The organism is Yoonia ponticola, from assembly GCF_014199395.1.
Classification (GTDB): Bacteria; Pseudomonadota; Alphaproteobacteria; order Rhodobacterales; family Rhodobacteraceae; genus Yoonia; species Yoonia ponticola.
Genome location: NZ_JACIJM010000004.1, coordinates 168,570 through 195,062 on the forward strand (window position 1 = coordinate 168,570; position 26,493 = coordinate 195,062).

The following is a 26,493-nucleotide window of genomic DNA, read 5'->3' on the forward strand; positions in this document are numbered from 1 at the left end:
CATACTTCGTTCACGTGCGTAATCCCTTGCGGAATTAGCTCATCACGCGGTCACGTTGTGTGCGGTAAACGCCTTCGGACTTTTGAATCCAGCTCGAAGAGGCTGCCATGGATGCGTTGTAAGACGCGCGCAGACGGTCATAGAGATCGTCGCCAGCGTATTGATCCAATGTCTCTTTTGCAGCGACGCCCATTGCGTCCCAAACTGAGTCAGGGAATTCCAGAACCTTCACGCCACCAGCTTGCAAACGCTGAAGCGCTGCACCGTTGTTGTTCATGAACTGGGCAAGGTTCCACTGATGCGCTTCAGCAGAGGCGATCTCGATGATCTTCTGATGCGTTGGCGACAGGCTGTCGAATACGTCGAGGTTTGTGGCCAGCGACAAAGCAGCGCCCGGCTCGTGCATACCAGCTGTGTAGTAGAACTTTGTGATCTCTTGGAAACCGGCTTTTTCGTCAGCCCATGGACCGATCCATTCGGTGCCGTCAATCGCACCAGATGCCAACGCTTGGTACACTTCTGCACCCGGAAGGTTCTGCACGGATGCGCCCATTTTACCCAGTGCTTCACCACCAAGACCCGGCATACGGAATTTTAGACCTTGGAAATCCTCTGGACCCGCGATCTCTTTCGAGAACCAGCCACCGGACTGTGGACCCGTGTTCCCCGCAAGGAAAGATTTCAGACCAAAGATCTGACCCAGCTCGTCGTGGAACCCTTGGCCTTCGCCTTGGTAGTACCAGTTCGAGATTTCTTGCGCTGTCATACCAAAGGGTACGGACGTGAAATACGCATAGCTTGGGTGCTGGTTAACGAAATAGTAATCGGCACCGTGATACATGTCGGCTTGGCCGGATGTCACCGCGTCAAACACTTCGAATGCACCAACAAGTTCGCCAGCGGCTTTCAGATCGATGGTCAAATCACCATCGGTCATGGCTGTGATTGTGTCAGCGGCACGCTGGGCTGCGTCATGCACACCAGCAAGGCCACGACCCCATGTTGTCACAAGCGTGAGCGTGCGCTTGCCTTGCGCGTATGCAGGTGCCGCCAGTGACGTGGCTGCGGCTGCAGTCCCGCCAAGTGCGGAATTTTTAAGAAAAGAACGACGATCCATTTGGTTTCCTCCCATGGTGTTTCCCCCACACATTGCGGCCTCCCAGCGGCACGTGCAGATCAATTCGCAAGCGGAAGCTAGCCGAGTGACCGTCACCCGAGAATACGTAGTACTGCGTAGTTTTCGCATTTAATTGGGCAAATCCGCATTTTTCTTTGCAACCTCAGCGCGATATCGGCGCTATTTCGGGCCTCCCTTACGTCGATTCGGGTTTGATTCGGCGGCAATGCGCCTTATGCCCGCCGACATGACCGCTCTCTTTCGGCGCCTGCGCGGCGCGATCACGCTCAGCTACGGGCACAAGCTGTTTATGCTTGCCACGGTCCCACTGCTGCTTGCGGTGACGGTGATCTCGATTGTCGTGACCTATCAGTCGCGCGACTTAGCCGAGCGTGAAATCGCAGCACTTGAGGCGCAATTAATCACCACCAAACGCGACGAGTTGAAAAACTACCTGTCGATTGCCCGCACCGCATTTGTGAACACCTACGGACGCGCAGCCCCCGATGACGCGGCAGCGAAACTTCAAGTCACGCAAGTACTGTCCTCGATCCTCTACGGCCCCGACGGCTACTTTTTCGTGTTCGACTATCAGGGCAACAACCTCGTAGCGCCGCGCCAAACCTACCTGATTAACCGTAATTGGTCGGGCCTAGAGGACGCATCCGGCATCCCGATCACCGACGAATTGATCCAGATCGCACGGGCGGGCGGCGGGTATCACAGCTTTGACTGGCCAAAACCATCAACGGGTGAATTAGGCCGCATGGTGGTCTACGTGAACGGGCTGCAAGACTGGAAATGGGTGATCGGCACCGGCATTTTCATCGACGACGTGTTGGACACCGTGACCAAAGCGCGGGCCGAAGTCGAAAACCGCATCTCGCAAACCGCGCTCTATATCGTGGCTATCGTGATCGTGGCGCTGATCAGCGTCTTTCTGTCGGGTCTCGTGCTGAATATCCGCGAACGGCGAATGGCGGATTTGAAACTCAAGGCCCTCACCCAACGCATCATCGACACCCAAGAAGAAGAACGCGGCCGCGTCGCCCGTGAACTGCACGACGGGATTTCACAAATGCTGGTCGGTGTGCGTTACGCGCTCGAACTGACCAAACGGCGGTTCCAGATCAAAGACGACCGCGTGGGCGATAGCCTCGACAAGGGGATCGCGGGCCTTGGCAGTGCAATCCAAGAAGTCCGCCGGATCAGCCGCGATCTGCGCCCCGGTGTGCTGGATGACCTCGGTCTTGGCCCTGCCCTGCAATCGCTTGCCGATGAATTCGGGCAACGCACAGGCGTTGATGTCACAGTGGAAACCGTGGTGTTCCGTGGCCGATTGGACCAAGAGGCGCGCATTTCACTGTACCGCATCGCCCAAGAGGCATTGACCAACATCGAACGCCATTCCGACGCGCAAACCGTCACCATCATGCTCAAAGGCAACCGCGCTGGTGGCCGTCTGAAAATCACCGACAACGGCAAAGGCATGTCTGAGGATTCGATGCAAAAACCGGGTCTTGGCCTGCGCAACATGCAAGAACGCATCGAACAATTAGGCGGCACAATCACAATCACATCGACCCGCGACGGCACCACAATTGACGCCCAAGTGCCGTTGACCCATATGCTCAGCCCACACGCCATTGACGATCCGGACAACCAAAGGACCCCCACATGAACGCCCGCGTTTTAATCGTTGATGATCACCCGATGATCACGGAAGGCATCCAAGCCATCCTCGAAAGCTATGACGACATCACGATTGTCGGGGCCTTGAACAGCGGGCGCGAAGCGATAGATCAGGTCTGCCAACTGGCACCTGACGTCATTCTGATGGACCTCAACATGCCCGGTATCAGCGGCTTGAACGCGACCGAGATGATCCTCGAAAAACGCCCCGAAACCCGCATTCTGATCCTGTCGATGCATGACAGCCCCGAATATATCAACTCTGCACTGTCGCATGGGGCCAAAGGCTATGTGCTGAAAGACGTGCCAACCGAAGAAATCAAAACCGCAATCGAAGTCTTGATGGCGGGCGGCGAATACCTGTGTACGGGGGCGAAAACGTCGCTGTCGCCGCGCATCGCGGACGGGCGCGAACCGCTCACGGGGCGCGAACAAACGATCCTGTTGGAACTGGCGCAGGGCAAAACCAACAAAGACGTGGCCGCGACGCTCGATATTTCGGTCCGGACCGTCGAGACGCACCGCAACAACATCAAACGCAAACTCGGGATTTCTAGCACCGCAGGACTGACGCGCTACGCGATGGAACACGGCGTTCTGCAAGGCACCGGACGCTAAGACAAGGCACGACGGGGAACGAAACGCCCCGACACACATAAACCTTCCGCGCCTTAGGCGTGTCGTTTAGACGTTAACCAAACTTCGCACAGGAAGCCGCAATGTCAAAAGTCGCTCACACAGCCCAGGATATGATCTCTGGCATGACGCCCACGCTGACACCAGGCGTCTTTGTGTTCACCACGACGACCGACCCCGACCTGATGAAATCGCTGTGGCCGCACACAATCGGGACCTTCAAAGAGGCCGAAGGCATGTCATTTCTGATCCCCGTAGAGACAGCCGAAACCCTCAACCTCGATGCGGATCACCCAATGCGCTGCATCACGCTGAACGTGTATTCGTCGCTCGAAGGTGTCGGGCTAACCGCCGCCGTATCAGCCGCATTGGGGGCTGCAAATATCCCGTGCAACATGATCGCGGCATTCCACCACGACCACGTTTTTGTGCCGTCAGATTTGAGCCAAAAGGCGCTGGACGTCCTCGCAGAGCTGCAATCCAACGCGACCTGATTTACGGCGTCTGATCCGGTCCCTGCACAACAACTGTGGACGAAATGACGACGCCATTCTCGCTCCATTCGCTGTGGTCATTGGCGTTCAACGTCACGGTCACATCGTTGTCGCCCGCCTGCAGAACAGCGCTCGGCAAATGATACCACGCAGCATACACCCGCGCGATTTTCACACCATTCACATAGACATGCGCATGGCCTTCGTTGTCCTGCGCAGGACGGTTAATCGCGGCAGGTGTAAAGGTGAAATTGCGCGGCAAAATCTGGATGTTGTAGCCGTCCATCGCATCTGGAAACATCAGGTGCGTCAGGCTTGGTGCGGGCAGATCAGGCGACACCTCACGCGGCGGATGTTGGTGCATCGCACCCATCTGCGTCATCTCTGAGGCATCCATTTCCATACCGGACATATCGCCCCCGTCAGCGGGCAGCGACGCCGTCATCTGGGCTATCGGCAAAAGCGTCATCAGGACCACCGCAAAGGCGGCCCCGATCACAAGATAAGCTATCTTTTCCATAGGCTTGCGGTCTTACTGACCAGGCGCTGGCATAGCGGCACGCAGAACGTCTTCGCTGATACCCATGGCCTCGGAAGCAGCGGCAAAGTCTGGCGGCATTGCATTACCCAAAGCGTCCATCAGCGCGTCCTGCGTCACACCCAATTGCGTGGCAACAGCACCAAAATCAGGCGCGCCGCCCTGAGGACCCATTGCGGCGACTTCGACCTCGCCGTGGTAGCAATCAATCATATAAGGGGCTTCGTCAGCGGTCAGGTGGTAATGGTAAATGCCCTCTGGGAATTCCGGCGTCACATCGACGTGGCCGCTACATTCGTCCAGATCCGCGTTTGTCACAATCGCACCACCAGCACCCTGATTGCCGTAGACCGGAAAGCCGTCTTCCAGCACGCCGATCATCACAGAATGCGCGTCCGCTTGCTCTAGCCCTTCGGTGATACAAACCGGAATACCGTGGTAGTGGTATTCAGTCCCGTCAACCAGCGTGTGACCGTTGCATTCGTCCAAAAACGCGACGTGATCGTGGACAACTTGATCGTCCAGCGCGACGACACTGCGTTCAAAATTCTCGTAATCGTTAAAGATCTGCGCACCGCTTAGGGCGACACCAATCCGGCCCAGCGACGTATCCGTCACGGCGTCCGTATAAACCGGCTGCGTCGTGATCGTCGTATCTACGGGGGATTCCTTGAAATAATCAGCGGAATTCACGATATCAAAAAATTCGATGGGCTTGTCTTCAAACGGTTGATTGGTCGGATCGGACGGGATCAGATATTTCTCAGCAAAACCGTGGCTCGGGATACCGTCGGATTCAAAACGAAACGTATTCGCAGCCGTATCCATCGTAATCGTGACATTGTCCGACCATGCCGCAGCCTCAACAGCCGACGCAGTGTTCACACTGGCACTTGCACTGTCTTGCGCATTCAACGCCGAAAAAGAGAGCGTCGCCGCAGCGACCAAGACCGCCACGGCGGCTGTCCCATAAAGAGTTCTGTTAGACATAACGTCGGTATCCTTTACGCCCGCAATTCAATTGGTAGCGCACTCGAGCACATTTTGCCCCGATCTACGCCCACCTGTACTGCTTATACGACCACTCTACAAATTCCCGTCGCTGTTATGGCAGAAAAATTAACCCCCTTTGCGATAAAGAAACGGCTGGCCTTGCAGCCGCACGGCGCGACGCCGCCGCAGCAAAACGCACGAAACCGTGACCCATCCGTTGCATTTCACCCTAGCGAATTGACGCCCCCCACCCCACGTCTATGGTCCGACACAGACACGCGATACAGCTGCAAAAGGACACGACATGACATATACGCCCCCTAAAGTTTGGACATGGGACGCCGAAAGCGGCGGCAAGTTCGCCTCGATCAACCGCCCCATCGCGGGCCCGACGCACGACAAAGAGCGCCAAGTCGGCAAACACCCGTTCCAGCTGTATTCGCTCGCAACACCCAACGGCGTCAAAGTCACGATCATGTTCGAAGAACTGCTCGCCGCAGGTCACACAGGCGCGGAATACGACGCTTGGATGATTAACATTAACGACGGCGACCAATTCGGGTCCGGCTTTGTGGACGTGAACCCGAACTCGAAAATCCCTGCGCTGTTTGACGAAACCACAGGCTCGCGCATTTTTGAATCCGGCGCGATCCTGTTGTATCTGGCCGAGAAATTCGGGGCCTTCCTGCCATCCGATCCACAGGCCCGCACGGAAACGTTGAACTGGTTGTTCTGGCTGCAAGGGTCTGCACCGTACTTGGGCGGCGGCTTTGGGCACTTCTACGCCTATGCCCCCGAGAAATTCGAATACCCGATCAACCGTTTCGCAATGGAGGTCAAACGCCAGCTCGACGTGCTGGACCGGCGCTTGGGCGAGAGCAAATTCTTGGGCGGCGACGACTACTCTATCGCCGACATTGCGACCTTCCCGTGGTATGGCGCAGTTGTGCAAGGCACGGTCTATGACGCCGCCGAATTCCTCGACACCGCGTCCTATAAAAACGTGAACCGCTGGGTCGATGAAATCGCAGCCCGTCCGGCCGTGATCCGTGGTAAAATGGTGAACCGCGCATGGGGCGACGAAGACGGCCAGTTGCGCGAACGGCATGACGCATCCGATTTTGAAACCCAGACTTGGGACAAAATCAAACCAGCCGACGCTGAATAAATACCACAGGTGCCAAGCGTCGATTGACGCTTGGCACCTGCACTTGAACTCTCATCAAAGAACGGCAGCTACGCCCCACCTGCCCCCAGATCAGCAACCTTACGCGACCATGCGGCGACAGTTGCGGGTTTTGGCTGGCTCGCTGCGGACAAATGCGTGACGCGCGTAGGCTTAATCCCCACAAAAGCAAAAACCTGCCCACGCAACTGCCGCACCATCGCGTTTTTGTGGACCAAGCGGAAAAACCAGTTGGGTGTGTCCGACGTCATAATCACACGCGCTGTACGGCCCCCAAGCATCGGCATCGGAAGCCCCAAACGGGTTGTCTTGCGGGTATCAAAGGCGGCACCGGGCAAAAGTATCCGGTCAATCAACCCTTTCAATTTGGCAGGCACCCCACCCCACCACATCGGCGTCAAAAGCACGATATGCTCGGACCAATCAATGTCCTGTTGAACCGTCTCCAGATCAGGTTCCAGCGGTTTGACGACGCTATATCCGGCATTTTCAAAGTCGGGATCAAAGTCCAGATCATGCAAATGAAGCACGCGAATATCATGGCCCGCGCGTGTCGCGGCATCCACATATTTTTCGGCCAGCATCTTAGAAAGCGACGCACTGGCAGGGTGTCCGTTCAGGACAAAGATACGTTTGGGAGTCATTTGGGAATCCTTAAATTGACCGCGGTCATTTATTTGCAGCAATATTGACCGCGGTCAATACAAGGATTACGAAACGCTATGGGACGCGCCACGCAACAACGAACGTTAAAGACACGCGCGCAGCTGATCGCTGCCGCACGCAAGATTGTTGCGGATGCTGGATATGAGGCACTGCGCGTCGAAGACGTCGTGGCTGCAGCAACCGTCGCCAAGGGAACTTTCTTCGCGCATTTCAAAGACAAAGACGCGCTGATGGATATCCTTATCGGGGACCACATCGACGCACTGCTTGATGACATGGAAAAGACGTCCCGCGTCACGTCAGTCGACGACCTGATCGCAATCACAAAGCCATTGCTGCACTTTATCTCAAGTGAACGCTATATTTTTGATGTATTTCTGCGGCTGTCAGGGGCGCTGGCCGTCGAGGATATCGGGAAAATTGCGACCACGCTCTACAGGCATGACCGCATTTTGGTGGGCCTCATGGCCGACAGCCCCTTCAGAAAAGACATTTCAACCGATCTGCTATCAGAGGGCATCCAGTCATTCTGCATCAACGCCGTGGCACTCAGCTTTTGCGTTTTGCATCGTGGTCAAGACGTCGAAAGCAGGCTCTCTGTCTACCTCGATGCGTGGCTCTGCCCCAAGTGTTAACGCAGGGTGCGATGCGCAACGTCGCACCGCATAGCCCCGCGATAGCCGTCGCCCTTAGCTAAACCAGCCGCGAATGCCTGATTTGGCACCGGCTTGGGACTTTTCAATTTCGGTAATCATATCAACGCGGGTCGCGTGACGTCCGCCTTCAAATTCCGCATCCAGAAACGCATCAACGATCTCTAGCGCAAGGCCCATGCCCACAACACGCGCACCCAGCGACAGCATATTCGCATTGTTATGCTCGCGGATCATCCGCGCCGAAAACGTGTCCATGCAAACGCCGCAGCGGATGCCGTCAACTTTGTTCGCAGCCATCATGATGCCTTGGCCCGTGCCACACAGGATCACACCCAAATCGCAATCGCCGGACGCGACCATGCGGGCGGCTTCTTCGCCGTGCTTGGGGTAATGTGTGCTCTCGGATGTCATCGGACCAATGTCGACAACTTGATACCCTCTGGCCGTGATATGTTCGGCGATCGCTTGGCGCATCGCGATATCTGCGTGATCACTGGAAAGAACGATACGGTTGGCAACAGTCATGGCAATGGTCCATCAATAAAACAGGGTTCACCCCCCAATAGCCACAGGCCCGCCACAGGTCCAGCCAAGCCCGCGCTAAATCGCGTCCAAGGCGTCCTGAACGGCTTGAAAAAATGCACCCACATGCTGGCCGTCGACCAGCGCATGATGCACTTCTAACGTCATCGCCATTTTCCACGCATCGCCCTCGGGGACGTATTTGCCCCAATTTACGCGCGGAATGCAGTCGTCTTTATGCGGCATCGCGTTGTTGATCGACGTGTAATCCAGCCACGGCATGCAGGACAAAAACGCGACGTTGTCCTTGCCTTCGCCCACCGCGTTCAGATCGTCGGTGTCGGCGGTCTTGGTCAGGATCGCTTTGGTCGCGGCGTCAAAATCCGCAAAATCAGGCGTATAGGGCACATAGGCATAATTATAGCTGCCCCGCGCCGTGGGGACAGGCATCGACAGATCGACTTGCGCATGATGCACAACCGTATCGCCACGAAACCGCATCAGCAATTCCGGCACCGCATGAAGGCCTTTGGATATCGCGAACAAGCTTGCGCGGTAGACATTGATCCCCGCCGCATCGCGTCTTGCCAGCAGACGCGTGACATCCAGCCGCGACGTGGTAGCGTAATGCGGGCGGTCATAACTGCGAAACCATTGAAACTGTGCAGCACGCGGCCACGTTTCAAGATCAACAATCGTTTCAGTCATAACACGCCTCAGTATCAGCAAACCACTCAGCCTAGATAAACAGGCTCCGTGAACATTGAAACAATCAGGCGCATCCTGCAATGATGACCCAACCGTAAGCCAGCAGCTTAAAGCCGCGCCAGCAACTCTGCCTTTTTGGTCTGGAACTCGTCACTGTTCAGAATGCCCATCTCGTGCAGCGATCCCAGCTTTTCGAGCGCTGCAAACACGTCATCTGCATGGATCATCCCTTGGGACGCGGTCGTGGTCTGGGGCGCAAAATCAGGCGCGGCTTGCTTCATCACAGGCACATCAGGCACCGGGTCATTGATCGGGTCCGGCTGTGCTTGAGGTTGCGACTGACCCGCCCCCGTGACCACAGGCAGTTGGTTCAGATACACGGTCCCGAACTGGCTGGTAAACGTCCACGACGCATCGCCCGATTGCTGCTGACCGACGCCGCCGATCATGTGATCGCCCGTGTCGTATACCGTCACGGCACCGTTCAAATTCACAGCCAAGCGGCGGGTGTTCGGGAAAATCGCATAGGACAGGTTGTTCTGTGACCCTGACGACGACGGCGATCCCAACTCATCAGGCCACCACGACCCAAAAGACCCGCCGGACATCTGCATTGATGGGCCACCTTGCGACTGACCACCTTGGGATTGGCCCTGCCACGATCCCTGCGGCTTTGGCAGCGGCGCATAGAACGGACCGTTGAAATACGCATTCGAGATTTCACCGCACAGGTTCGACACAAAGGCTTGCAGGCCCGTGTTAAACATATCGCCAACCATCGTCATGCCACCGGACGACCATTGCCCCATGCCCCCAATCTCTGAATGGCTGAATTGGGCTTGGGTGCCACCGCCACGACTGACCGCGTCCATCAGACAGCGTACAGCGTCTTGGCTGACACCGTAGCGTTGGCTTAGGTCCGACAGGACACCAGTTCCGTATTGCGTCAGTGTGCTCATGATCATATCGCCGCGCAGGCGGCCTCCATCTGGGTTATCTGCCGGTATCATAGGGAAATGACACTGGCTATCGTAGCGGGTTCGCTGGGCGTACTTGTCACACTTGCGCACCACATCAGCCAATAAAACAAGACGTTTGCGCCAGTTTTCAGGTAGCTTTGAGCGATGAATAGGCAAACGGCGTGAGATTAGGCGCGATATCCGCGAATCGCACGTCCCCGCGTCCGAGCATTCACCATAGCGCAATCCACCGTCCGTGTCTGGTCCAGCAGGTCGCATAGCCGCCCTGCAAACACGGGGGCCACGCGCCGCCCCAAGACACCCCCAAGACAGCCCCTGAAAGAAAGTTGCGAAAAAACGCCCCCAAACGACATTTTCTCCACTTCAGGCGTTGACCCCCCTTTTTCATCTGCATAGGGTGGCCAAACACGAAGGAGCCTAAGATGAATATCGTCATTCTAGTGGTGAATATAACGCGCATGGGCCGGTAACGGTAAAGCCATAACAGCTTCCCATGCGCCCTCGATAACTTCGGGGGCTTTTTTGTGAGATACGATAAACTCTGACGCGAAGGACGCGAATGATATGACAAAAGCCATGACCGGCGCTAAAATGGTAGTTCAGGCTTTGGTAGACCAAGGCGTGGAAGTCGTCTTTGGCTATCCCGGTGGCGCTGTCCTTCCGATTTATGACGAAATTTTCCAGCAGAACCAGATCAAACACGTCCTCGTGCGGCACGAACAAGGTGCGGTTCACGCGGCTGAAGGCTATGCGCGCTCCACGGGTAAAGTCGGGGTGGCTTTGGTCACATCCGGTCCCGGGGCCACGAACGCTGTGACGGGTCTGACTGACGCGTTGCTGGACAGCATCCCAATTCTGGTGCTGACAGGTCAGGTGCCGACCTTCATGATCGGCACAGATGCGTTCCAAGAGGCCGACACCATTGGCATCACCCGCGCCTGCACGAAACATAACTGGCTGGTCAAAGAAACCGACAAACTGGGCCAAACCCTGCACGAAGCATTCCATGTCGCAACCTCTGGCCGTCCGGGTCCGGTGTTGATCGATATTCCCAAGGACGTGCAATTCGCGACGGGCAAATATGCGCAGAAAACGCAGATGGAAACGCACTATCAACCGCAGGTCAAAGGCGATCTTGACGCGATCAAGGAACTGGCCTTGGCGATGGCAACGGCGAAACGGCCTGTGTTCTACACAGGTGGCGGCGTTGTGAACTCTGGCACAGCCGCGTCACAACTGTTGCGCGAATTGGTCGAGGCCACGAATTTCCCGATCACATCCACGCTGATGGGCCTTGGCGCCTACCCCGCCTCCGGTGAAAACTGGTTGGGTATGCTCGGTATGCACGGGCTGTATGAAGCCAACATGGCGATGCACGACTGCGATCTGATGATTAACATCGGGGCGCGTTTTGACGACCGGATCACCGGCCGCTTGGACGCCTTTAGCCCGAAATCGAAAAAAGCGCATATCGACATTGATGCGTCCTCGATCAACAAAGTGATCCACGTCGATATCCCGATCTTGGGTGACGTGGCGCATGTTCTGGAAGACTTGTTAAAGGTTTGGAAAGCCAACGGACGCAAGACCGACAAAGAAGGTCTGTCCAAATGGTGGGACCAGATCAACGAATGGAAAAAGGTCGATTGCCTGAGCTTCAAACAAGAAGGCAAAATCATCAAGCCGCAATACGCCCTGCAACGGCTCGAAGCACTGACAAAGAAATACGACCGCTACATCACCACCGAAGTGGGCCAGCACCAAATGTGGGCCGCGCAATATCTGGGCTTTGAAGATCCGAACCGCTGGATGACCTCCGGTGGCTTGGGCACAATGGGCTACGGGCATCCGGCGTCGATCGGTGTGCAAATGGCGCATCCAGACGCGCTGGTCATCAACATCGCGGGCGAAGCGTCGTGGCTGATGAACATGCAAGAGCTCGGCACGTCGATGCAATACCGCCTGAACACCAAACAGTTCATCTTGAACAACGAACGCTTGGGCATGGTGCGGCAGTGGCAAGAATTGCTGCACGGCGAACGCTATTCATCCAGCTGGTCAGAATCCCTGCCCGATTTCGTAAAATTGGCCGAAGCATTTGGGGCTAAAGGCATCCAATGCCACGACCCCGACGCGCTGGACGACGCGATCATGGAAATGATCACCTACGACGGCCCTGTGCTGTTCGATTGTCTGGTCGAGAAACACGAAAACTGCTTCCCGATGATCCCGTCAGGCAAGCCGCACAATGAGATGCTGCTGGGCGACGCGGACACCAAAGGGGCTATCAAGGCAGGCGGGGCTGTTCTCGTTTAACGAAATCGCAGTGCACGGGTTGTGCACGCATTGTGCACGCAAGTCACAGGACAAAATACGCTGAAAAGGGACATCACCATGTCACCACTCAAACTCAAAAAAGGCGCTTCCAGCCACTCTGCTTATGACCTCAAAACACCGTTCAGCGATACGGTAGAGCGGCATACTCTGGCGGTCATCGTTGAAAACGAACCCGGCGTTCTGGCGCGTGTGATCGGCCTGTTTGCAGGGCGCGGCTACAACATCGAAAGCCTGACAGTGGCCGAAATCGACCACACAGGCCACCTGTCGCGGATCACGATTGTGACCTCTGGTACGCCGCAAATCATCCAGCAGATCAAGTCGCAGCTTGGCCGGATTATCACGGTGCATTCGGTCAATGATTTGACGGTCGAAGGCCCATCCGTGGAACGCGAACTGGCGCTGCTCAAAGTCACAGGCAAAGGCGACCAGCGCATCGAAGCCATCCGTCTGGCGGATATTTTCCGCGCAAGTGTGGTTGATAGTACGTTGGAATCATTTGTGTTTGAGATCACAGGCACGCCAGAAAAAATCGACGCCTTCGCTGATCTGATGCGGCCCTTGGGCCTGCAAGAAGTCGCCCGCACAGGCGTTGCAGCCCTGTCGCGCGGGCCTGACGCTCACGTGTAACAGGTCGTTAGCATATTGTTGCTATAGATAAGGTCCAGCACGGCAGACGTCTCTGCCGTGCTGGTAATTCTTTACCCTTCAGGGGCGGTCAAAAGACCCGCTTGCGTCGCAGCTTCTACTTCTGCGGCATCCAAGAGGCCATCGCCGTTCACGTCCAGCACGAGGAAGTCGTCCTGTGTCATTTCAGGCATGGCGGCCTGCACTTCTGGCAAGCTGTAAAACCCGTCCCCATTCACATCGACGCTTGCGGCTTGTGCCGAAGCTGATCCCGCTACTACCAAGAGTGCAATCGCGGTCATTGTCATGTTTTTTGAAGTCGTCATTTCAGGTCTCCATTTAGGTTTAAAAGAAAGCTGTTGCTTTCGAAAACCCTTTTGACGGCCCCGAACATCATCCGCTAGCCGCCCCGAATGTTCCGGCCTTTTCCAGCGCTTAGCCGCCAAAACGGCTCCCTTTGTGCGGCGGAAAAAGGGACATACGCCACCCGCCCGATTTCCGGCGCACAGCGGCCTAGTATCGGCGCAAAACTGCCTTAGACCCGCGCCAATTTTCACCGCTAGCCCTTGCCCCCATTTGCCCAAACAGACACAGTGGCGCGAAACCAAAAGGACCCTCCGATGCCGCGCAAGATCATCATCGACACAGACCCAGGCCAAGACGACGCGGTTGCTATCCTGCTCGCGCTTGCGTCCCCCGAAGACCTTGATGTGTTGGGGGTTGTGGCCGTCGCAGGCAATGTGCCACTGCCCTTGACCCAGAAAAATACGCGTATTGTCTGTGAGTTAGCGGGTTTTCCTGAGACCAAAGTTTTCGCAGGGTGCGACGCGCCGATGCAGCGCAAATTGATCACGGCAGAACATGTTCACGGCTCGACTGGGCTGGACGGGCCTGAAATGGCTGATCCCGTGATGACCCTGCAAGATCAGCACGGCGTTGATTTCATCATCGAAACGCTCCGCGCTGAACCTGCAGGCACAGTGACGCTATGCCCGCTTGGGCCGCTGACGAATATCGGTACTGCGTTTAAGAACGCACCGGATATCGTTGAAAAGGTTCAAGAAATTGTACTGATGGGTGGTGGCTACTTTGAACAGGGTAACATCACGCCCGCCGCTGAATTCAACATTTACGTCGACCCAGAAGCCGCTGATATCGTTATGAAATCAGGCGTTCCGATCACGATTATGCCGCTGGATGTGACCCACAAAGCGTTAACCACAAAAGCCCGCGTCGATAAATTCCGCGCGATGGGCACCAAAGTCGGCGATATGGTCGCCGCGTGGACCGACTTTTTCGAGCGGTTCGACAAGGAAAAATACGGCTCAGAAGGTGCGCCGCTGCACGATCCAACCGTGATCGCCTATTTGATCCAGCCCGATCTGTTTCAAGGGCGGCATATCAACGTCGAAATCGAAACCAAATCAGAATTGACGCTGGGCGTGACAGTCGCCGATTGGTGGGGCGTGTCGGGTCGCGAACCGAATGCGACGTTCATGAAAGACATCGACGCCGACGGCTTCTTTGATCTGCTCGCTACACGTTTGGCCAGATTATGAGCGCCTCAGTCACGCTCGCGGGCGAAGCCAACGCCGAATTATGCCTCGCGCTGATGGAAAAACACCATACGGAACAAGGGTTTCCTTATGATGACGCGCACCGGATCGCTGTTGCCTCGCCATTGCTGGCGGGGAATCCGCTGGGTGCAATCTGGTTGATCGGCCCTGCCCGCGCACCGCTGGGATACGTGCTTGTCACCTTCGCGTGGAGCGTGGATGCGGGCGGTATGGTCGGCTGGATCAGCGAAATTTACATGCGTCCATCTGTGCGCAAACGCGGCATCGGCACCGAAACATTGCACGCAATTGCGATTGCGTTGCGGACCGGCGGTGTCAAAGCGCTACATGCGGAAATTGGCGAGGCCGATAACCCGTTGCTGCACTTTTGGAAACGTGTCGGCTTTCGCCCCGATAGCACCCGCTCGGTCGTCACGGACATTCTGTCCTAGCGGTCAGCAACCCCGAAAAAGAACGCTTCGGGATGTTCCAGTTGAAAGGCGCTGTCGGACGTATCCCCGCCCGCACCGAAGGCGCGGTCGCCGTCAAACAAGACGGCCATCGCGCCCCCAACATCGACAGATTGCGTGATTCCGCCACCAGTATTGGCGCTAAGATTGCCCGCCATGTTGAACGCGGCGGTAGCCACGCCAGCGGTATTGGCAAGCTCGCCGTTCGAGAATGTCACGTTGCCATTGACCGCAAAAATCGGCGTGTCGTTGGGCAAGGCGCTGATGTCGTTTGATCCGACAATGTCCGCCAATTCAGGTCCGTCCACGTAGATAAATCCGTCCGCACCACCGACGACAGACGGGTTGCGCGGGTCCGAAAATCCGATTGAAATTGCGGCGTTACCGACGAAACCATCGACGCGGGCCGAATTGCTAAAGACGTAGAACGCGCCCTCGTAGGTCGCGTTTCCCCGAGCTTGCAATGTGGCGACGCTATCGAGTTGCGGGATTTCGCTAAGATCTTCGCCTGCGTCAATGTCGTTGAGAAATGCTGCAAAACCGGATGCATTCGCGTTGATTTGGCTCAGTGTGATGGATGTTGATGGGATCACGGGCGTTGGATCAGGAATAACAGGTTTTGCATCCAGAACTTCGGTGGCACTCGACGATCCGCCGCCCCCACATCCGAACGATGCCGTCGCTGCGAGAAGCCATACCATTAAGGAAGAGTGATTCATTCGGTCTCGCCACCACATCAAAATTTGTGTGACTCTAGCAGCTAAGTGCGACCGCACAACTATCCGTTGTATACAATTAGCTGTGTTTCCAAATCGGAAACGATAACAGGCGGGCCATTATCTGACCCGCCTGTTTTGATCTTAACCGCTTGGGTTTATTCAGTAACGCGCACTGCTGACATCACGTCAGGTGTGCCGGAAACCGACCCGCTTTGGCCTTGGCCGCGCTTGATCGCGTCAACCACATCCATGCCTTCGGTGACTTCACCGACGACTGTGTATTGACCGTTCAAGAAGTGGCCCGCATCGAACATGATGAAGAATTGCGAGTTCGCAGAGTCAGGGCTCTGCGAACGGGCCATGCCGACGACACCACGATCAAACGGTTTGTCCGAGAATTCAGCTTTGATATTGCCGAGATCAGACCCGCCTGTGCCAGCACGTGACATGTTCCCGCCAACAACGCCGTTTTCGACGTCACCGGTTTGAGCCATGAAGCCTTCGATCACGCGGTGAAACACCACGTTGTCGTAGTCACCTGCATTGGCGATTGCTGTGATCTGGGCCACGTGGTTTGGCGCCACGTCTTCGAACAAATCGATTTTGATGGTGCCATTGGCTTCGCCTGTCACGTCAATCTCAAGACCAACCGCAAAGGCTGGACCCGCGACGAGTGCTAGAACTGCTGCAAGCTTAAGCATCAGCAGCCACCACAACTTTGATCATGCGGTCAGGGTTCGCTGGCGGCTCGCCTTTCATGATCGCATCAACGTGGTCCATGCCGGAAATGACTTGGCCGTAGACAGTGTATTGACCGTTCAGGAAGTCATTGTCTTTGAAGTTGATGAAGAACTGCGAGTTTGCAGAGTTCGGGCTCGCAGAGCGTGCCGCACCGATGGACCCACGTGCGTGTGGGATTTTCGAGAATTCTGCTGGCAGATCAGGCATGTCGGACCCGCCTGTGCCTGCACGGCCCGGCTGGTAGTCTTTTTCCATGTTCGCATTGGCCACGTCGCCTGTTTGCGCCATGAAGCCGTCGATCACGCGGTGGAATGCCACGTTGTCGTAGTCGCCGTTACGCACGAGGGTTTTCATCCGCTCGCAGTGTGCAGGTGCCACGTCAGGCAAAAGTTCGATGACAACGTCACCATCCTTGAGTGTCATGATGATTGTGTTTTCTGGATCTTTGATATCGGCCATTGGGCTCTCCCTTTTATCTGCGGTTGCCCCTGACATATGGCGCAAAGACGCGATTGCCAAGGGAGTGCTAGTTGACGTTTTCGGGTGCTTGCCGCAGGAAAGGTGCAAAGCACACTTAGGAGACGGCTCATGACGTGGAAAACCCTTGATGATATGGACTTTGCTGGCAAACGCGCCTTGGTCCGCGTTGACATAAATGTGCCGATGGAAGACGGCCGCGTCACCGATGCCACCCGCATTGAGCGGATTGCTGCGACTGTCGACGATATTCAGGCGGCTGGCGGCAAGGTCATTTTGATGGCCCACTTTGGTCGTCCAAAGGGTCAGGTTGTCCCTGAAATGTCGCTGGAACATATCGCGGGGGCCGTGTCCGACACGCTGGGCCTGCCTGTGACCTTTGTGAGTGGCGACTACGCGGACGCCGTGGCCGAGATGGAAGACGGCGAGGTTTTGTTGTTGGAAAACCTGCGGTTTAATCCAGGCGAAGAAAAGAACGATGCGGGTTTTGCAGCGCGTTTGGCGTCGCTTGGCGATATTTATGTGAACGATGCGTTCTCTGCGGCCCACCGCGCCCATGCCTCGACTGAGGCGATTGCAAAGCTGTTGCCGTCTTGCGCGGGTCGCTTGATGGCGGCTGAACTGGGCGCATTAGAGGCTGCTTTGGGCACGCCGAAGCGTCCGGTTGTGGCTGTGGTTGGTGGCGCGAAAGTGTCCACGAAACTAGACCTTTTGGGCAATCTGGTCGGCAAGGTCGATCATCTGGTGATCGGTGGCGGCATGGCGAACACTTTTCTCGCCGCCCAAGGTATCAACGTAGGCAAATCCCTGTGCGAGCATGATCTGGCGGACACGGCACGCGAGATTCTGGGCAAAGCGGAAAAGGCTGGCTGCGAAATCATCCTGCCGCGCGACATCGTTGTGGCGCGTGAATTCAAGGCGGGTGCCGAGAATGAAACCGTCGCCCCTGACGCCTGCCCTGCGGATGCGATGATCTTGGATGCCGGACCTGAAACGGTTGCCTATATCACCAAGACGCTAGAGGCCGCGCAAACGCTGGTTTGGAACGGCCCGCTGGGTGCGTTTGAGATTGCACCATTCGACAAAGCCACCAATGCCGCTGCCAGAGCCGCAGGTGCGCTGACCGATGCGGGCAAGCTGATCTCTGTGGCTGGCGGTGGTGACACTGTGGCTGCGCTGAATCAGGCGGGTGTTGCGGACAGTTTCACCTACATTTCAACCGCAGGTGGTGCGTTCTTGGAATGGATGGAAGGCAAGGAATTGCCGGGCGTTGCTGCTATTTCAGACTAGTATTCCAGTTTAGCGCTAACGGTTAGCGTTACCATAATTGCACGTCCCGCGCCCCTGACCTAAGCACATAGGAAACGGGGGCGCGGTGGCCTTCATGCAAGGGAATGGTGATGCTCGACATGTCTAATCAAGCGCAATGGGATCAAGTTTTGGCCGGTAAAGGCTTTATCGCGGCTTTGGATCAAAGCGGCGGGTCTACCCCCAAGGCATTGAAATTATACGGTGTTGAGGAAGACGCCTATGACAACGACGACGAAATGTACGCGCTGATCCACCAGATGCGGTCACGGATCGTCAATGCGCCCTGCTTTACCGGTGACAAGGTTGTCGGCGCGATCCTGTTTGAAATGACAATGGACCGCCAGATCGGTGGAAAACCAGCCGCACAAACTCTGTGGGAAGACCACGGCGTTGTGCCATTCCTGAAAGTCGATAAGGGTCTGAAGGACTTGCACAACGGCGTGCAGGTGATGAAGCCTATTGACGGGCTGGACGCGCTTTTGACCCGCGCCAAGACGGCGGGCATGTTCGGCACAAAGATGCGGTCTGTTGTGTCTGCAGCCAATTTTGTTGGCATCAAAGACATCGTGACCCAGCAATTTGAATTCGGCAAACAGATCCTTGCGCACGGCCTCATGCCGATCCTTGAGCCAGAAGTCACAATCTCGATCCCGGACAAAGCCGCCGCCGAAGACATGCTGCTGGCCGAAATCACCGCGCAATTGGACAGCCTGCCCGACGATCAGAAGATCATGCTCAAGGTGACATTGCCGGAAAAAGCGAACCTGTATCAGCCGCTGGTCGATCACCCTAAAGTACTGCGCATTGTGGCGCTGTCCGGTGGTTATGACCGCGACGAGGCGAACACACGTCTGGCGCAGAACAACGGCATCATCGCGAGCTTTTCACGTGCGCTGACCGAAGGGCTATCGGCCCAACAAGACGACGCCGCCTTCAACGCGACCCTGTCCGACACCATCGATTCCATCTACGCGGCCTCTGTCGCAGGATAAAACCGACAACCAAGCCCCGCGCTGAATGGTCTTTCGGGATTGTTTGGTGCGGGGCTTTTGCGTGTCAGCGGGTCATTCGATGATGATCGCGCCCGTTTCCTTGAGCTTATGTTCCGGCTCGACGTGGATCGTCACCTTTGCGTCGTCGAGCAGGTCTTGCAGCGCGGTCTCGATCCGGTCACAGATTTCATGCGCCTCAAAGACGGTGGTGTCACCCGCCACGACAAGGTGAAAGTCGATAAACGTCACAATGCCCGCGTGGCGCGTCCGCAGGTCGTGCGCCTCGATTGCGCCTTCGGCTTGGGCGGCGATGACAGTGCGGATGTCGTCCAGAACTTGCTCTGACACGGCTTCGTCCATCAAACCGCTGAGCGACTCCTTTACGATTTTCGAGCCGGACCACAGGATGTGGACTGCGACAAGTGCTGCAAGCGCGGGATCAAGGATCCACCACCCCGTCACAACGGCGAGAACAACGCCCACCGCAACCCCGACAGAGGTCAGGACATCGGTGAACAGGTGTTTGCCATCAGCCACCAAGGCGGGCGATTTCTGTTTGCGTCCGCGTGTGATCAACACCCATGCCCACAGCCCGTTGATGACAGTGGCCGCCATGTTCACGATCAAACCCGCCGTGGGCGCGTTGATCGGCGTGGGGTGAACAAAGCCGTGGTAGGCTTGTTTAAAGATCAGAACCGCGGCGACGATAATCATGATGCCTTCGAGAACGGCACTGAAAAACTCGGCTTTGTGGTGGCCATAGGGATGGGCATCATCTGCTGGCTTTGCTGCGATACGAATGGCGATCAATGCGGCAAAGGCTGTGGCGACATTTACCGTGCTTTCCAGCGCGTCCGACAACAGCGCAACCGATCCGGTCATCCAATAAGCCGCAGCCTTGAGGCCCAAGACCGCGAACCCGATGAGAATACTGCCAATTGCGAGTTTGATCGTGGTCATAGCAGCCGCCTTTTGTGCAGGTTTGGGGTCAGGTAAAGGGCGCGAAGTTGAGGCGCAAGGGATCGGAGCGCGTGCCGTAAGGTCCGTGAAACTGCGGTTATCGCTTCACTGTACACTGTTAGGTTCCGGATCGGTCAACCAGCGCCCCGAAATGGAAAAAACTTTAAAGAAACTTGATTCAACATGCACTTTTAGGATTCACAAACCGAATCAGATGTGCGATTCTAGCGATAGATCGTCCAAAGAAGACGGCATTTTGAGGCAGTATGAAAAAACCAAGCCGCCCAGCAATGGGCACACTCCTTTCTTTCCTCGGGCTTTTGGCCATGGGTCTGTATTTCACTTTTGCCGCTGTGCAGGGTGATTACGGGGTGTTCAAACGTGCGGAAGTCAAAGCAGAGGGTCGTGCGCTTTCCCAAGAGCTCGCGACCCTAAACGCCGAAGTCGCCCGCATGGAAAACCTGACACACAGATTGTCGGATACCTATTTGGACTTGGACCTGCTGGACGAACAAGCGCGTGATGTGCTGGGCATGATCCGCGCCGACGAGATCGTCATCCAGTAAGGCGCATTGCCGATTTTTCTGCGCGTTCAGGCCGTCGATCAACTTCATGTAACTATTGATTTTTTAAATCTATTGCCGTTTGTTGGACGTCAGCAAGCGCGCGCGGCCACTTGTTTTGTACCTTTTTCGACTGTTCTGGCTGCATGGATAGATCAACGATGGCCACTGAAGCAAAGAACTACGACGCAGAAATCAGGCTCCTGCGCGACTTTGAATATGGCGAACTTTACGAACCCTACACACGGCTGGTCGCGGTCAGCATCGCAGGCATTTTGATCCACCTGTATACGGGTTGGGTGATGGCGTTGGTCTGGCCCGTTATCTTTTTGACGTCCTATGCTGTGTATTTCTATTACGTGTCTTCACGGTCCAACTTTGTGCACCGCAGCGAGGCCACCCGTGCCGCTATTTTGCTGAGTACGACACATATCGCGTTTTCCTGGCTTCCAACGCTCATGCTGATTGGGCCGAACCGCGCCTTGATGTTTGTGGGCGGTATGTTGATCGCAGCACAGATGCTGTTTCTGGCACAGCGCAACGACAACATGCGCATGTTTAATGTGTGTATTGTCGCCATTGTGTCCAGCATAACGGCGATATTGTTCATTGGTTTCCTGCCCGCATTTGACACGCCGCTGGCGTTATTCGGGGCGGCTACATCTGCCATTGCGATGGTGTATTATTTCATCAGAACGATGAAGGTCACGCGCCAGATACGGCAATCGCGCGAGACTGCAGCACTACAGGCGCATCAGGCCCAAAAGATGGCGGCGGTGGGTCAGTTGGCGGGGGGCGTTGCCCATGATTTCAACAACAATCTGACCGCGATTATTGGCAGTCTTGAACTGATCCAGATCACAGATGATCCGGTTGAACGCGCAGCGGATGTAGAGAACGCATTGGTCGCCGCACGGCAAGCAGCAAAGACCGTGCGCCAATTGACGATTTTCGCCCGCGCGGAAAGACCGAATATCACCGAGATTTATCTGTCGGATCTCTATGCCGAACTGCGTATTCTGACCCAACGCCTGATCCCCACATCGGTCACGTTCAACATTCACGAGATTGATCCTACGATCAAAGTGAACGCGGATCGCAGCCAACTTGTCGCCGGATTGATCAACCTGATTGTGAACGCTGTGGATTCGATGCCGCTGGGTGGTCATCTGAGTGTGCGCGCGGATCAAGTCACAACCACGCAGCAGGTGCCGCTTGCCGATGGCTCGGAACTTGACCCCGGCGCCCATGTTCAGATTGTGGTCAGAGACACGGGCCACGGTATTTCAGAGACGATCCTGCCCAAAGTGATCGATCCGTTCTTCACCACCAAACCTGTCGGCAAAGGCACAGGGCTGGGCCTGTCGATGGTTGCGGGGATGTTGAAAGAACTAAAAGGCGGCATGGCCATTCAGTCGTCCCATTCTGGCACGCAGATCAGTTTGTTCCTGCCTGATCTGGACGCACGGTCGCAAAAACAATCCTCAGTTGCGCCATAAGCCAGCCGCCCTGACCGTCGCCTGCCTGACATTGCGCGCAGCTTGCCGCATTTTCCCTGCATATTTCCCGCATATCCCGTTTGCATATCCTGACGTCATGTGTTTTGATTTAAGAAATAGTTTAACACTAAACTATCTATCAAAATGGATGGAGGACCGCCCATGCCGCCGAAGAAGGCCGCCGCGAAGTCAAACGTTTCAGCTGAGGAACTGCTGGGACATTATCGGGAAATGCTGCTGATCCGGCGATTTGAGGAAAAGGCAGGCCAACTCTACGGCATGGGTCTTATCGGCGGTTTCTGCCACCTCTACATCGGTCAGGAAGCTGTTGTTGTGGGCCTAGAGGCCGCAGCAAAAGAAGGTGACAAGCGCGTCACATCTTACCGCGACCACGGCCACATGCTGGCCTGCGGCATGGACCCCAAAGGCATCATGGCCGAGTTGACAGGCCGCGAAGGTGGTTTCTCGAAAGGTAAAGGCGGCTCGATGCATATGTTCTCGAAAGAGAAGCATTTCTACGGCGGCCACGGGATTGTTGCAGCACAGGTGCCACTGGGTGCCGGTCTGGCGTTCTCTGACAAATACAAAGGCAACGACAACGTCACATTCACCTATTTCGGTGATGGTGCGGCAAACCAAGGGCAGGTTTACGAGACCTATAACATGGCCGAGCTGTGGGAACTGCCAGTCGTGTTTGTGATCGAGAACAACCAATATGCGATGGGTACATCCGTTCAACGCTCGACCAAATCCCCGTCTTTGTGGGAACGCGGTGCTGCATACGGCATCGAGGGCGAAGAAGTTGACGGCATGGACGTGATCAAGGTCAAAGAAGCGGGCGAACGCGCTGTGGCGCACTGTCGTGCTGGCAAGGGTCCGTATATTCTGGAAGTCAAAACATACCGTTACCGTGGCCATTCCATGTCCGACCCTGCGAAATACCGGACCCGCGAAGAAGTGCAGAAAATGCGCGACGAGCGTGATCCGATCGAACAGGTCCGCGAGGCATTGCTGAAAGGCAAACATGCGTCCGAAGATGACCTAAAGGCCATCGACAAAGAGATCAAAGCTGTCGTGAACGAGGCTGCTGAATACTCGAAAGAAAGCCCGGAGCCCGCGTTGGAAGAGCTTTGGACAGATATCTACGCCGACGAACTGCCGCAGGAGACAGCATAATGGCTATCGAAATTCTCATGCCCGCGCTTTCCCCGACCATGGAGGAAGGCACGCTGGCCAAATGGCTGGTCAAAGAAGGCGACACTGTTTCCTCTGGCGACATCATGGCCGAGATTGAAACCGACAAGGCCACGATGGAATTCGAGGCTGTGGACGAAGGCATCATCGGCAAGATCGTGATTGCCGAAGGCTCTGAGGGCGTCAAAGTGAACGAGGTCATCGCGATCCTCGTGGAAGAAGGCGAAGACGTGCCAGAAGCGGGCGCAACTGCGGCCCCTGCCGCTGCTGCATCCAACACCGCCCCTGCTGAAGCAAAAGCACCAGCCGAAGCCGCAGCACCTGCAGCCCCTGCCCCAGATCAGTCACCAGACTGGCCCGAAGGCACGGAAATGAAGAAAACCACCGTTCGCGAAGCATTGCGTGACGCGATGGCCGAAGAAATGCGCGCCGACGGCGACGTGTTCCTGATGGGTGAAGAAGTTGCCGAATACCAAGGTGCTTACAAGATTTCCCAAGGTCTGTTGGATGAATTCGGCGCGAAACGTGTGATCGACACGCCGATCACCGAGCATGGTTTTGCTGGGATCGCGACAGGTGCATCATTCGGCGGTCTGCGTCCGATTGTGGAATTCATGACCTTCAACTTTGCGATGCAAGCGATTGACCACCTGATCAACTCTGCCGCTAAGACATTGTATATGTCCGGCGGTCAGATGGGCGCACCGATGGTGTTCCGTGGTGCCAATGGTGCGGCGGCCCGCGTGGGTGCGCAGCATTCCCAGTGTTACGCTGCATGGTATATGCAGGTGCCGGGTTTGAAGGTTGCGATGCCGTATTCTGCGGCGGATGCCAAAGGTTTGCTGAAAACAGCGATCCGCGACAACAACCCTGTGATCTTCCTTGAGAACGAAATCATGTACGGCAAATCCTTTGATGTGCCTGTCATGGATGATTTCACTATTCCATTCGGCAAGGCTAAAATCGAACGCGCAGGCGACGATGTGACCATCGTATCTTTCGGGATCGGCATGACATACGCGCTTGAAGCGGCTGAGAAATTGGCAGCGGAAGGCATCAACGCCGAGGTCATTAACTTGCGGACATTGCGTCCGATGGATACAGAAACCATCCTCGCATCCGTGCGCAAAACCAACCGCTGTGTGACCGTCGAAGAAGGCTGGCCACAAGGCAGCGTTGGCGGCTACATCTCTGGTGTGATCATGCAAGAAGCGTTCGATTATCTCGACGCGCCTGTGATCACCTTGACCGGTAAAGACGTGCCGATGCCATATGCGGCGAACCTTGAGAAACACGCGCTTTTGACAACGGACGAAGTTGTTGATGCGTGTAAATCAGTCACCTACCGGTAAGGAGAGAATAACATGCCAATCGAAATTCTCATGCCCGCCCTGTCCCCCACGATGGAGGAAGGCACGCTTGCCAAATGGCTGGTGAAAGAAGGCGATACCGTCGCGTCTGGTGACGTGATGGCCGAGATCGAAACCGACAAAGCCACGATGGAATTTGAAGCCGTCGATGAAGGCGTGATCGGCAAGATCGTGATCGCGGAAGGCACCGAGGGCGTCAAAGTCAACGAAGTGATCGCCGTTCTGTTAGAAGACGGCGAAAGCGCCGATGACATCGGATCGTCGCCCGCGCCCAAAGCGGAAGCAGCACCTGCGGCTGAAGCCGCGCCTGCCAAATCCGACGACAAAGCGGCGGCAGCAACACCTGCGCCAGCAGCCCCAGTCAAAGACGGTGAACGTGTGTTTGCCACACCTCTGGCGCGGCGGATCGCGGCGGATAAGGGGCTTGATCTGGCGGACGTCACAGGGTCCGGCCCCCGTGGTCGTATCGTGAAAGCGGATGTTGAAAACGCAAAAGCAGGCGCAAAACCAGCCGAATCTGCGGCACCTGCTGCTGCCAAATCTGCTGCACCTGCGGCGGCACTGGCCAGCGGTCCAAGCACCGATGCGGTTCTGAAAACCTACGCGGATCGCCCGTTCGAGGAAGTCAAACTGGACGGGATGCGCAAAACGATTGCTGCGCGTCTCACAGAGGCCAAGCAATCCGTGCCGCATTTCTACCTGCGCCGCGATATCAATCTGGACGCACTGCTGAAGTTCCGCAGCCAGTTGAACAAGCAGCTTGAACCACGTGGCGTAAAGTTGTCGGTGAATGATTTCATCATCAAAGCCTGTGCGCTGGCCTTACAACAAGTCCCTGAAGCCAACGCGGTTTGGGCCGGTGATCGCACGTTGCAGTTCGAGAAATCCGACGTGGCTGTGGCCGTGGCGATTGAAGGTGGTTTGTTCACGCCTGTGTTGAAAGACGCGGAAATGAAGTCGCTGTCGGCGCTATCCGCAGAGATGAAAGACCTCGCGGCCCGCGCGCGTGACCGCAAGCTTGCGCCGCATGAATACAGCGGTGGATCCTTCGCGATTTCCAACCTGGGGATGTTCGGCATCGATAACTTTGACGCGATCATCAACCCGCCACACGCCGCGATTTTGGCTGTTGGGGCTGGCGCGAAAAAGCCGATTGTGGGCGCTGACGGTGAGCTGACGGTGGGGACTGTGATGTCCACCACGCTGAGCGTTGATCACCGTGTGATTGATGGCGCGATGGGTGCGAACCTGTTGAACGCGATCAAGGACAACCTTGAGAACCCGATGACGATGCTGGCTTAAGGTCAGGTTACTGAGATGAGAAAACGCCGGGCCTTTGGGGTCCGGCGTTTTGCGTTTGGGCTTGTGACGGGTTTTGAGGGATTTCGACGGCTGACGCCGCCGATAAAGCGGGGGCCAGCCCCCGCACCCCCGGGATTTACAAGAAGTCAAAGAAGCCAAGACGCGTGGCTGACGTTGAGGGGCGCGT

The 26,493-nt window shown here is 56.1% G+C and carries 28 protein-coding genes; 16 read left to right on the forward strand and 12 right to left on the reverse strand.

Translation table 11 applies throughout. From position 1 onward, the window contains the following. Positions 1–34: 34 nt before the first annotated feature. Positions 35–1,117, reverse strand: a complete 1,083-nt coding sequence (locus FHS72_RS08140; RefSeq protein WP_183527902.1) for a TRAP transporter substrate-binding protein — start codon at positions 1,115–1,117, stop codon at positions 35–37. Between the two features lie 247 nt (positions 1,118–1,364). On the opposite strand from FHS72_RS08140, the gene FHS72_RS08145 reads away from it, so the two are divergent. The 3 genes from FHS72_RS08145 to FHS72_RS08155 all read left to right on the forward strand — a co-directional run bounded on the left by FHS72_RS08145 (position 1,365) and on the right by FHS72_RS08155 (position 3,939). Continuing rightward, positions 1,365–2,798 carry a cache domain-containing protein gene (locus FHS72_RS08145; RefSeq protein ID WP_183527904.1) on the forward strand — a complete coding sequence of 478 codons (1,434 nt, stop codon included), beginning with the start codon at positions 1,365–1,367 and terminating at the stop codon, positions 2,796–2,798. Further along, a complete protein-coding gene (locus FHS72_RS08150) occupies positions 2,795–3,427 on the forward strand; it encodes a response regulator transcription factor (RefSeq protein ID WP_183527906.1) in 633 nt (210 codons plus the stop codon). The genes FHS72_RS08145 and FHS72_RS08150 overlap by 4 nt, the downstream gene beginning before the upstream one ends. Before the next feature lie 101 nt (positions 3,428–3,528). Further along, on the forward strand, positions 3,529–3,939 hold the full coding sequence (locus FHS72_RS08155) for an ACT domain-containing protein (RefSeq protein WP_183527908.1): 411 nt from the start codon (positions 3,529–3,531) through the stop codon (positions 3,937–3,939). Position 3,940: 1 nt separating this feature from the next. Here the strand turns inward: FHS72_RS08155 and FHS72_RS08160 are convergent, their stop codons facing one another. Continuing rightward, a complete protein-coding gene (locus tag FHS72_RS08160) occupies positions 3,941–4,459 on the reverse strand; it encodes a hypothetical protein (protein ID WP_183527910.1) in 519 nt (172 codons plus the stop codon). A 12-nt stretch (positions 4,460–4,471) separates the two neighbouring features. Next, positions 4,472–5,467 carry a YHYH protein gene (locus FHS72_RS08165; RefSeq protein ID WP_183527912.1) on the reverse strand — a complete coding sequence of 332 codons (996 nt, stop codon included), beginning with the start codon at positions 5,465–5,467 and terminating at the stop codon, positions 4,472–4,474. 307 nt (positions 5,468–5,774) lie between these two features. Here FHS72_RS08165 and yghU point away from each other — a divergent pair, with 307 nt between their 5' ends. Next, positions 5,775–6,638: a glutathione-dependent disulfide-bond oxidoreductase gene (yghU, locus tag FHS72_RS08170; RefSeq protein ID WP_183527914.1), complete on the forward strand. Its 864-nt coding sequence runs from the start codon at positions 5,775–5,777 to the stop codon at positions 6,636–6,638. 68 nt (positions 6,639–6,706) lie between these two features. Here yghU and FHS72_RS08175 read toward each other — a convergent pair whose 3' ends face one another. Continuing rightward, the gene (locus FHS72_RS08175; RefSeq protein ID WP_183527916.1) at positions 6,707–7,300 is read right to left on the reverse strand and encodes an NAD(P)H-dependent oxidoreductase; all 594 of its coding nucleotides are present in this window, start codon (positions 7,298–7,300) and stop codon (positions 6,707–6,709) included. 78 nt (positions 7,301–7,378) lie between these two features. On the opposite strand from FHS72_RS08175, the gene FHS72_RS08180 reads away from it, so the two are divergent. Next, positions 7,379–7,957 carry a TetR/AcrR family transcriptional regulator gene (locus tag FHS72_RS08180; protein WP_183527918.1) on the forward strand — a complete coding sequence of 193 codons (579 nt, stop codon included), beginning with the start codon at positions 7,379–7,381 and terminating at the stop codon, positions 7,955–7,957. Positions 7,958–8,011: 54 nt separating this feature from the next. On the opposite strand, the gene rpiB is transcribed toward FHS72_RS08180, so the two are convergent. The 3 genes from rpiB to FHS72_RS08195 all read right to left on the reverse strand — a co-directional run bounded on the left by rpiB (position 8,012) and on the right by FHS72_RS08195 (position 10,167). Further along, positions 8,012–8,503 (reverse strand): ribose 5-phosphate isomerase B, encoded by a 492-nt coding sequence (gene rpiB / locus FHS72_RS08185; protein WP_183527920.1) that lies wholly within the window; start codon positions 8,501–8,503, stop codon positions 8,012–8,014. 75 nt (positions 8,504–8,578) lie between these two features. Continuing rightward, entirely contained in the window at positions 8,579–9,208 is a 630-nt protein-coding gene (locus FHS72_RS08190; RefSeq protein ID WP_183527922.1) for a chloramphenicol acetyltransferase, read from the reverse strand. A 107-nt stretch (positions 9,209–9,315) separates the two neighbouring features. Beyond that, positions 9,316–10,167 carry an SHOCT domain-containing protein gene (locus FHS72_RS08195; protein ID WP_183527924.1) on the reverse strand — a complete coding sequence of 284 codons (852 nt, stop codon included), beginning with the start codon at positions 10,165–10,167 and terminating at the stop codon, positions 9,316–9,318. Between the two features lie 585 nt (positions 10,168–10,752). Between FHS72_RS08195 and FHS72_RS08200 the strand changes: the two genes are divergently transcribed. Both FHS72_RS08200 and ilvN read left to right on the forward strand, forming a co-directional pair. Then, on the forward strand, positions 10,753–12,504 hold the full coding sequence (locus tag FHS72_RS08200) for an acetolactate synthase 3 large subunit (RefSeq protein WP_183527926.1): 1,752 nt from the start codon (positions 10,753–10,755) through the stop codon (positions 12,502–12,504). Positions 12,505–12,582: 78 nt separating this feature from the next. Further along, positions 12,583–13,155 carry an acetolactate synthase small subunit gene (gene ilvN, locus FHS72_RS08205; protein WP_183527927.1) on the forward strand — a complete coding sequence of 191 codons (573 nt, stop codon included), beginning with the start codon at positions 12,583–12,585 and terminating at the stop codon, positions 13,153–13,155. A 71-nt stretch (positions 13,156–13,226) separates the two neighbouring features. Here the strand turns inward: ilvN and FHS72_RS08210 are convergent, their stop codons facing one another. Continuing rightward, entirely contained in the window at positions 13,227–13,478 is a 252-nt protein-coding gene (locus FHS72_RS08210) for an EF-hand domain-containing protein (RefSeq protein WP_183527930.1), read from the reverse strand. Positions 13,479–13,772: 294 nt separating this feature from the next. On the opposite strand from FHS72_RS08210, the gene FHS72_RS08215 reads away from it, so the two are divergent. Then, on the forward strand, positions 13,773–14,711 hold the full coding sequence (locus FHS72_RS08215) for a nucleoside hydrolase (protein WP_183527932.1): 939 nt from the start codon (positions 13,773–13,775) through the stop codon (positions 14,709–14,711). Continuing rightward, positions 14,708–15,160, forward strand: a complete 453-nt coding sequence (locus FHS72_RS08220; RefSeq protein ID WP_183527934.1) for a GNAT family N-acetyltransferase — start codon at positions 14,708–14,710, stop codon at positions 15,158–15,160. The genes FHS72_RS08215 and FHS72_RS08220 overlap by 4 nt, the downstream gene beginning before the upstream one ends. Here FHS72_RS08220 and FHS72_RS08225 read toward each other — a convergent pair. From FHS72_RS08225 to FHS72_RS08235, 3 genes are all read right to left on the reverse strand, one after another. Then, positions 15,157–15,897 (reverse strand): hypothetical protein, encoded by a 741-nt coding sequence (locus FHS72_RS08225; RefSeq protein WP_183527936.1) that lies wholly within the window; start codon positions 15,895–15,897, stop codon positions 15,157–15,159. The two genes, FHS72_RS08220 and FHS72_RS08225, sit on opposite strands and share 4 nt — an antisense overlap. A gap of 155 nt (positions 15,898–16,052) precedes the next feature. Continuing rightward, positions 16,053–16,598, reverse strand: coding sequence for a peptidylprolyl isomerase (locus FHS72_RS08230; RefSeq protein WP_183527938.1), 546 nt, complete (start codon positions 16,596–16,598; stop codon positions 16,053–16,055). Continuing rightward, entirely contained in the window at positions 16,591–17,097 is a 507-nt protein-coding gene (locus FHS72_RS08235; RefSeq protein WP_183527940.1) for a peptidylprolyl isomerase, read from the reverse strand. The genes FHS72_RS08230 and FHS72_RS08235 overlap by 8 nt, the downstream gene beginning before the upstream one ends. A 129-nt stretch (positions 17,098–17,226) precedes the next feature. Here FHS72_RS08235 and FHS72_RS08240 point away from each other — a divergent pair, with 129 nt between their 5' ends. Together FHS72_RS08240 and FHS72_RS08245 are read left to right on the forward strand one after the other, a co-directional pair. Further along, positions 17,227–18,405, forward strand: coding sequence for a phosphoglycerate kinase (locus FHS72_RS08240; RefSeq protein ID WP_183527942.1), 1,179 nt, complete (start codon positions 17,227–17,229; stop codon positions 18,403–18,405). A gap of 119 nt (positions 18,406–18,524) precedes the next feature. Next, on the forward strand, positions 18,525–19,418 hold the full coding sequence (locus FHS72_RS08245) for a fructose bisphosphate aldolase (RefSeq protein WP_183528379.1): 894 nt from the start codon (positions 18,525–18,527) through the stop codon (positions 19,416–19,418). 72 nt (positions 19,419–19,490) lie between these two features. On the opposite strand, the gene FHS72_RS08250 is transcribed toward FHS72_RS08245, so the two are convergent. Beyond that, complete coding sequence (locus tag FHS72_RS08250) at positions 19,491–20,378, reverse strand: cation diffusion facilitator family transporter (protein ID WP_183527944.1); 888 nt, start codon at positions 20,376–20,378, stop codon at positions 19,491–19,493. A gap of 266 nt (positions 20,379–20,644) precedes the next feature. Between FHS72_RS08250 and FHS72_RS08255 the strand changes: the two genes are divergently transcribed. From FHS72_RS08255 to FHS72_RS08275, 5 genes are all read left to right on the forward strand, one after another. Then, positions 20,645–20,944 (forward strand): FtsB family cell division protein, encoded by a 300-nt coding sequence (locus FHS72_RS08255; RefSeq protein ID WP_183527946.1) that lies wholly within the window; start codon positions 20,645–20,647, stop codon positions 20,942–20,944. A gap of 158 nt (positions 20,945–21,102) precedes the next feature. Beyond that, positions 21,103–22,440 (forward strand): sensor histidine kinase, encoded by a 1,338-nt coding sequence (locus FHS72_RS08260; protein WP_183527949.1) that lies wholly within the window; start codon positions 21,103–21,105, stop codon positions 22,438–22,440. Positions 22,441–22,602: 162 nt separating this feature from the next. After that, positions 22,603–23,616 (forward strand): pyruvate dehydrogenase (acetyl-transferring) E1 component subunit alpha, encoded by a 1,014-nt coding sequence (pdhA, locus tag FHS72_RS08265; RefSeq protein ID WP_183527951.1) that lies wholly within the window; start codon positions 22,603–22,605, stop codon positions 23,614–23,616. After that, entirely contained in the window at positions 23,616–24,986 is a 1,371-nt protein-coding gene (locus FHS72_RS08270; RefSeq protein ID WP_183527953.1) for a pyruvate dehydrogenase complex E1 component subunit beta, read from the forward strand. The genes pdhA and FHS72_RS08270 overlap by 1 nt, the downstream gene beginning before the upstream one ends. A 12-nt stretch (positions 24,987–24,998) precedes the next feature. Further along, on the forward strand, positions 24,999–26,306 hold the full coding sequence (locus FHS72_RS08275; protein WP_183527955.1) for a pyruvate dehydrogenase complex dihydrolipoamide acetyltransferase: 1,308 nt from the start codon (positions 24,999–25,001) through the stop codon (positions 26,304–26,306). Positions 26,307–26,493: the final 187 nt, after the last annotated feature.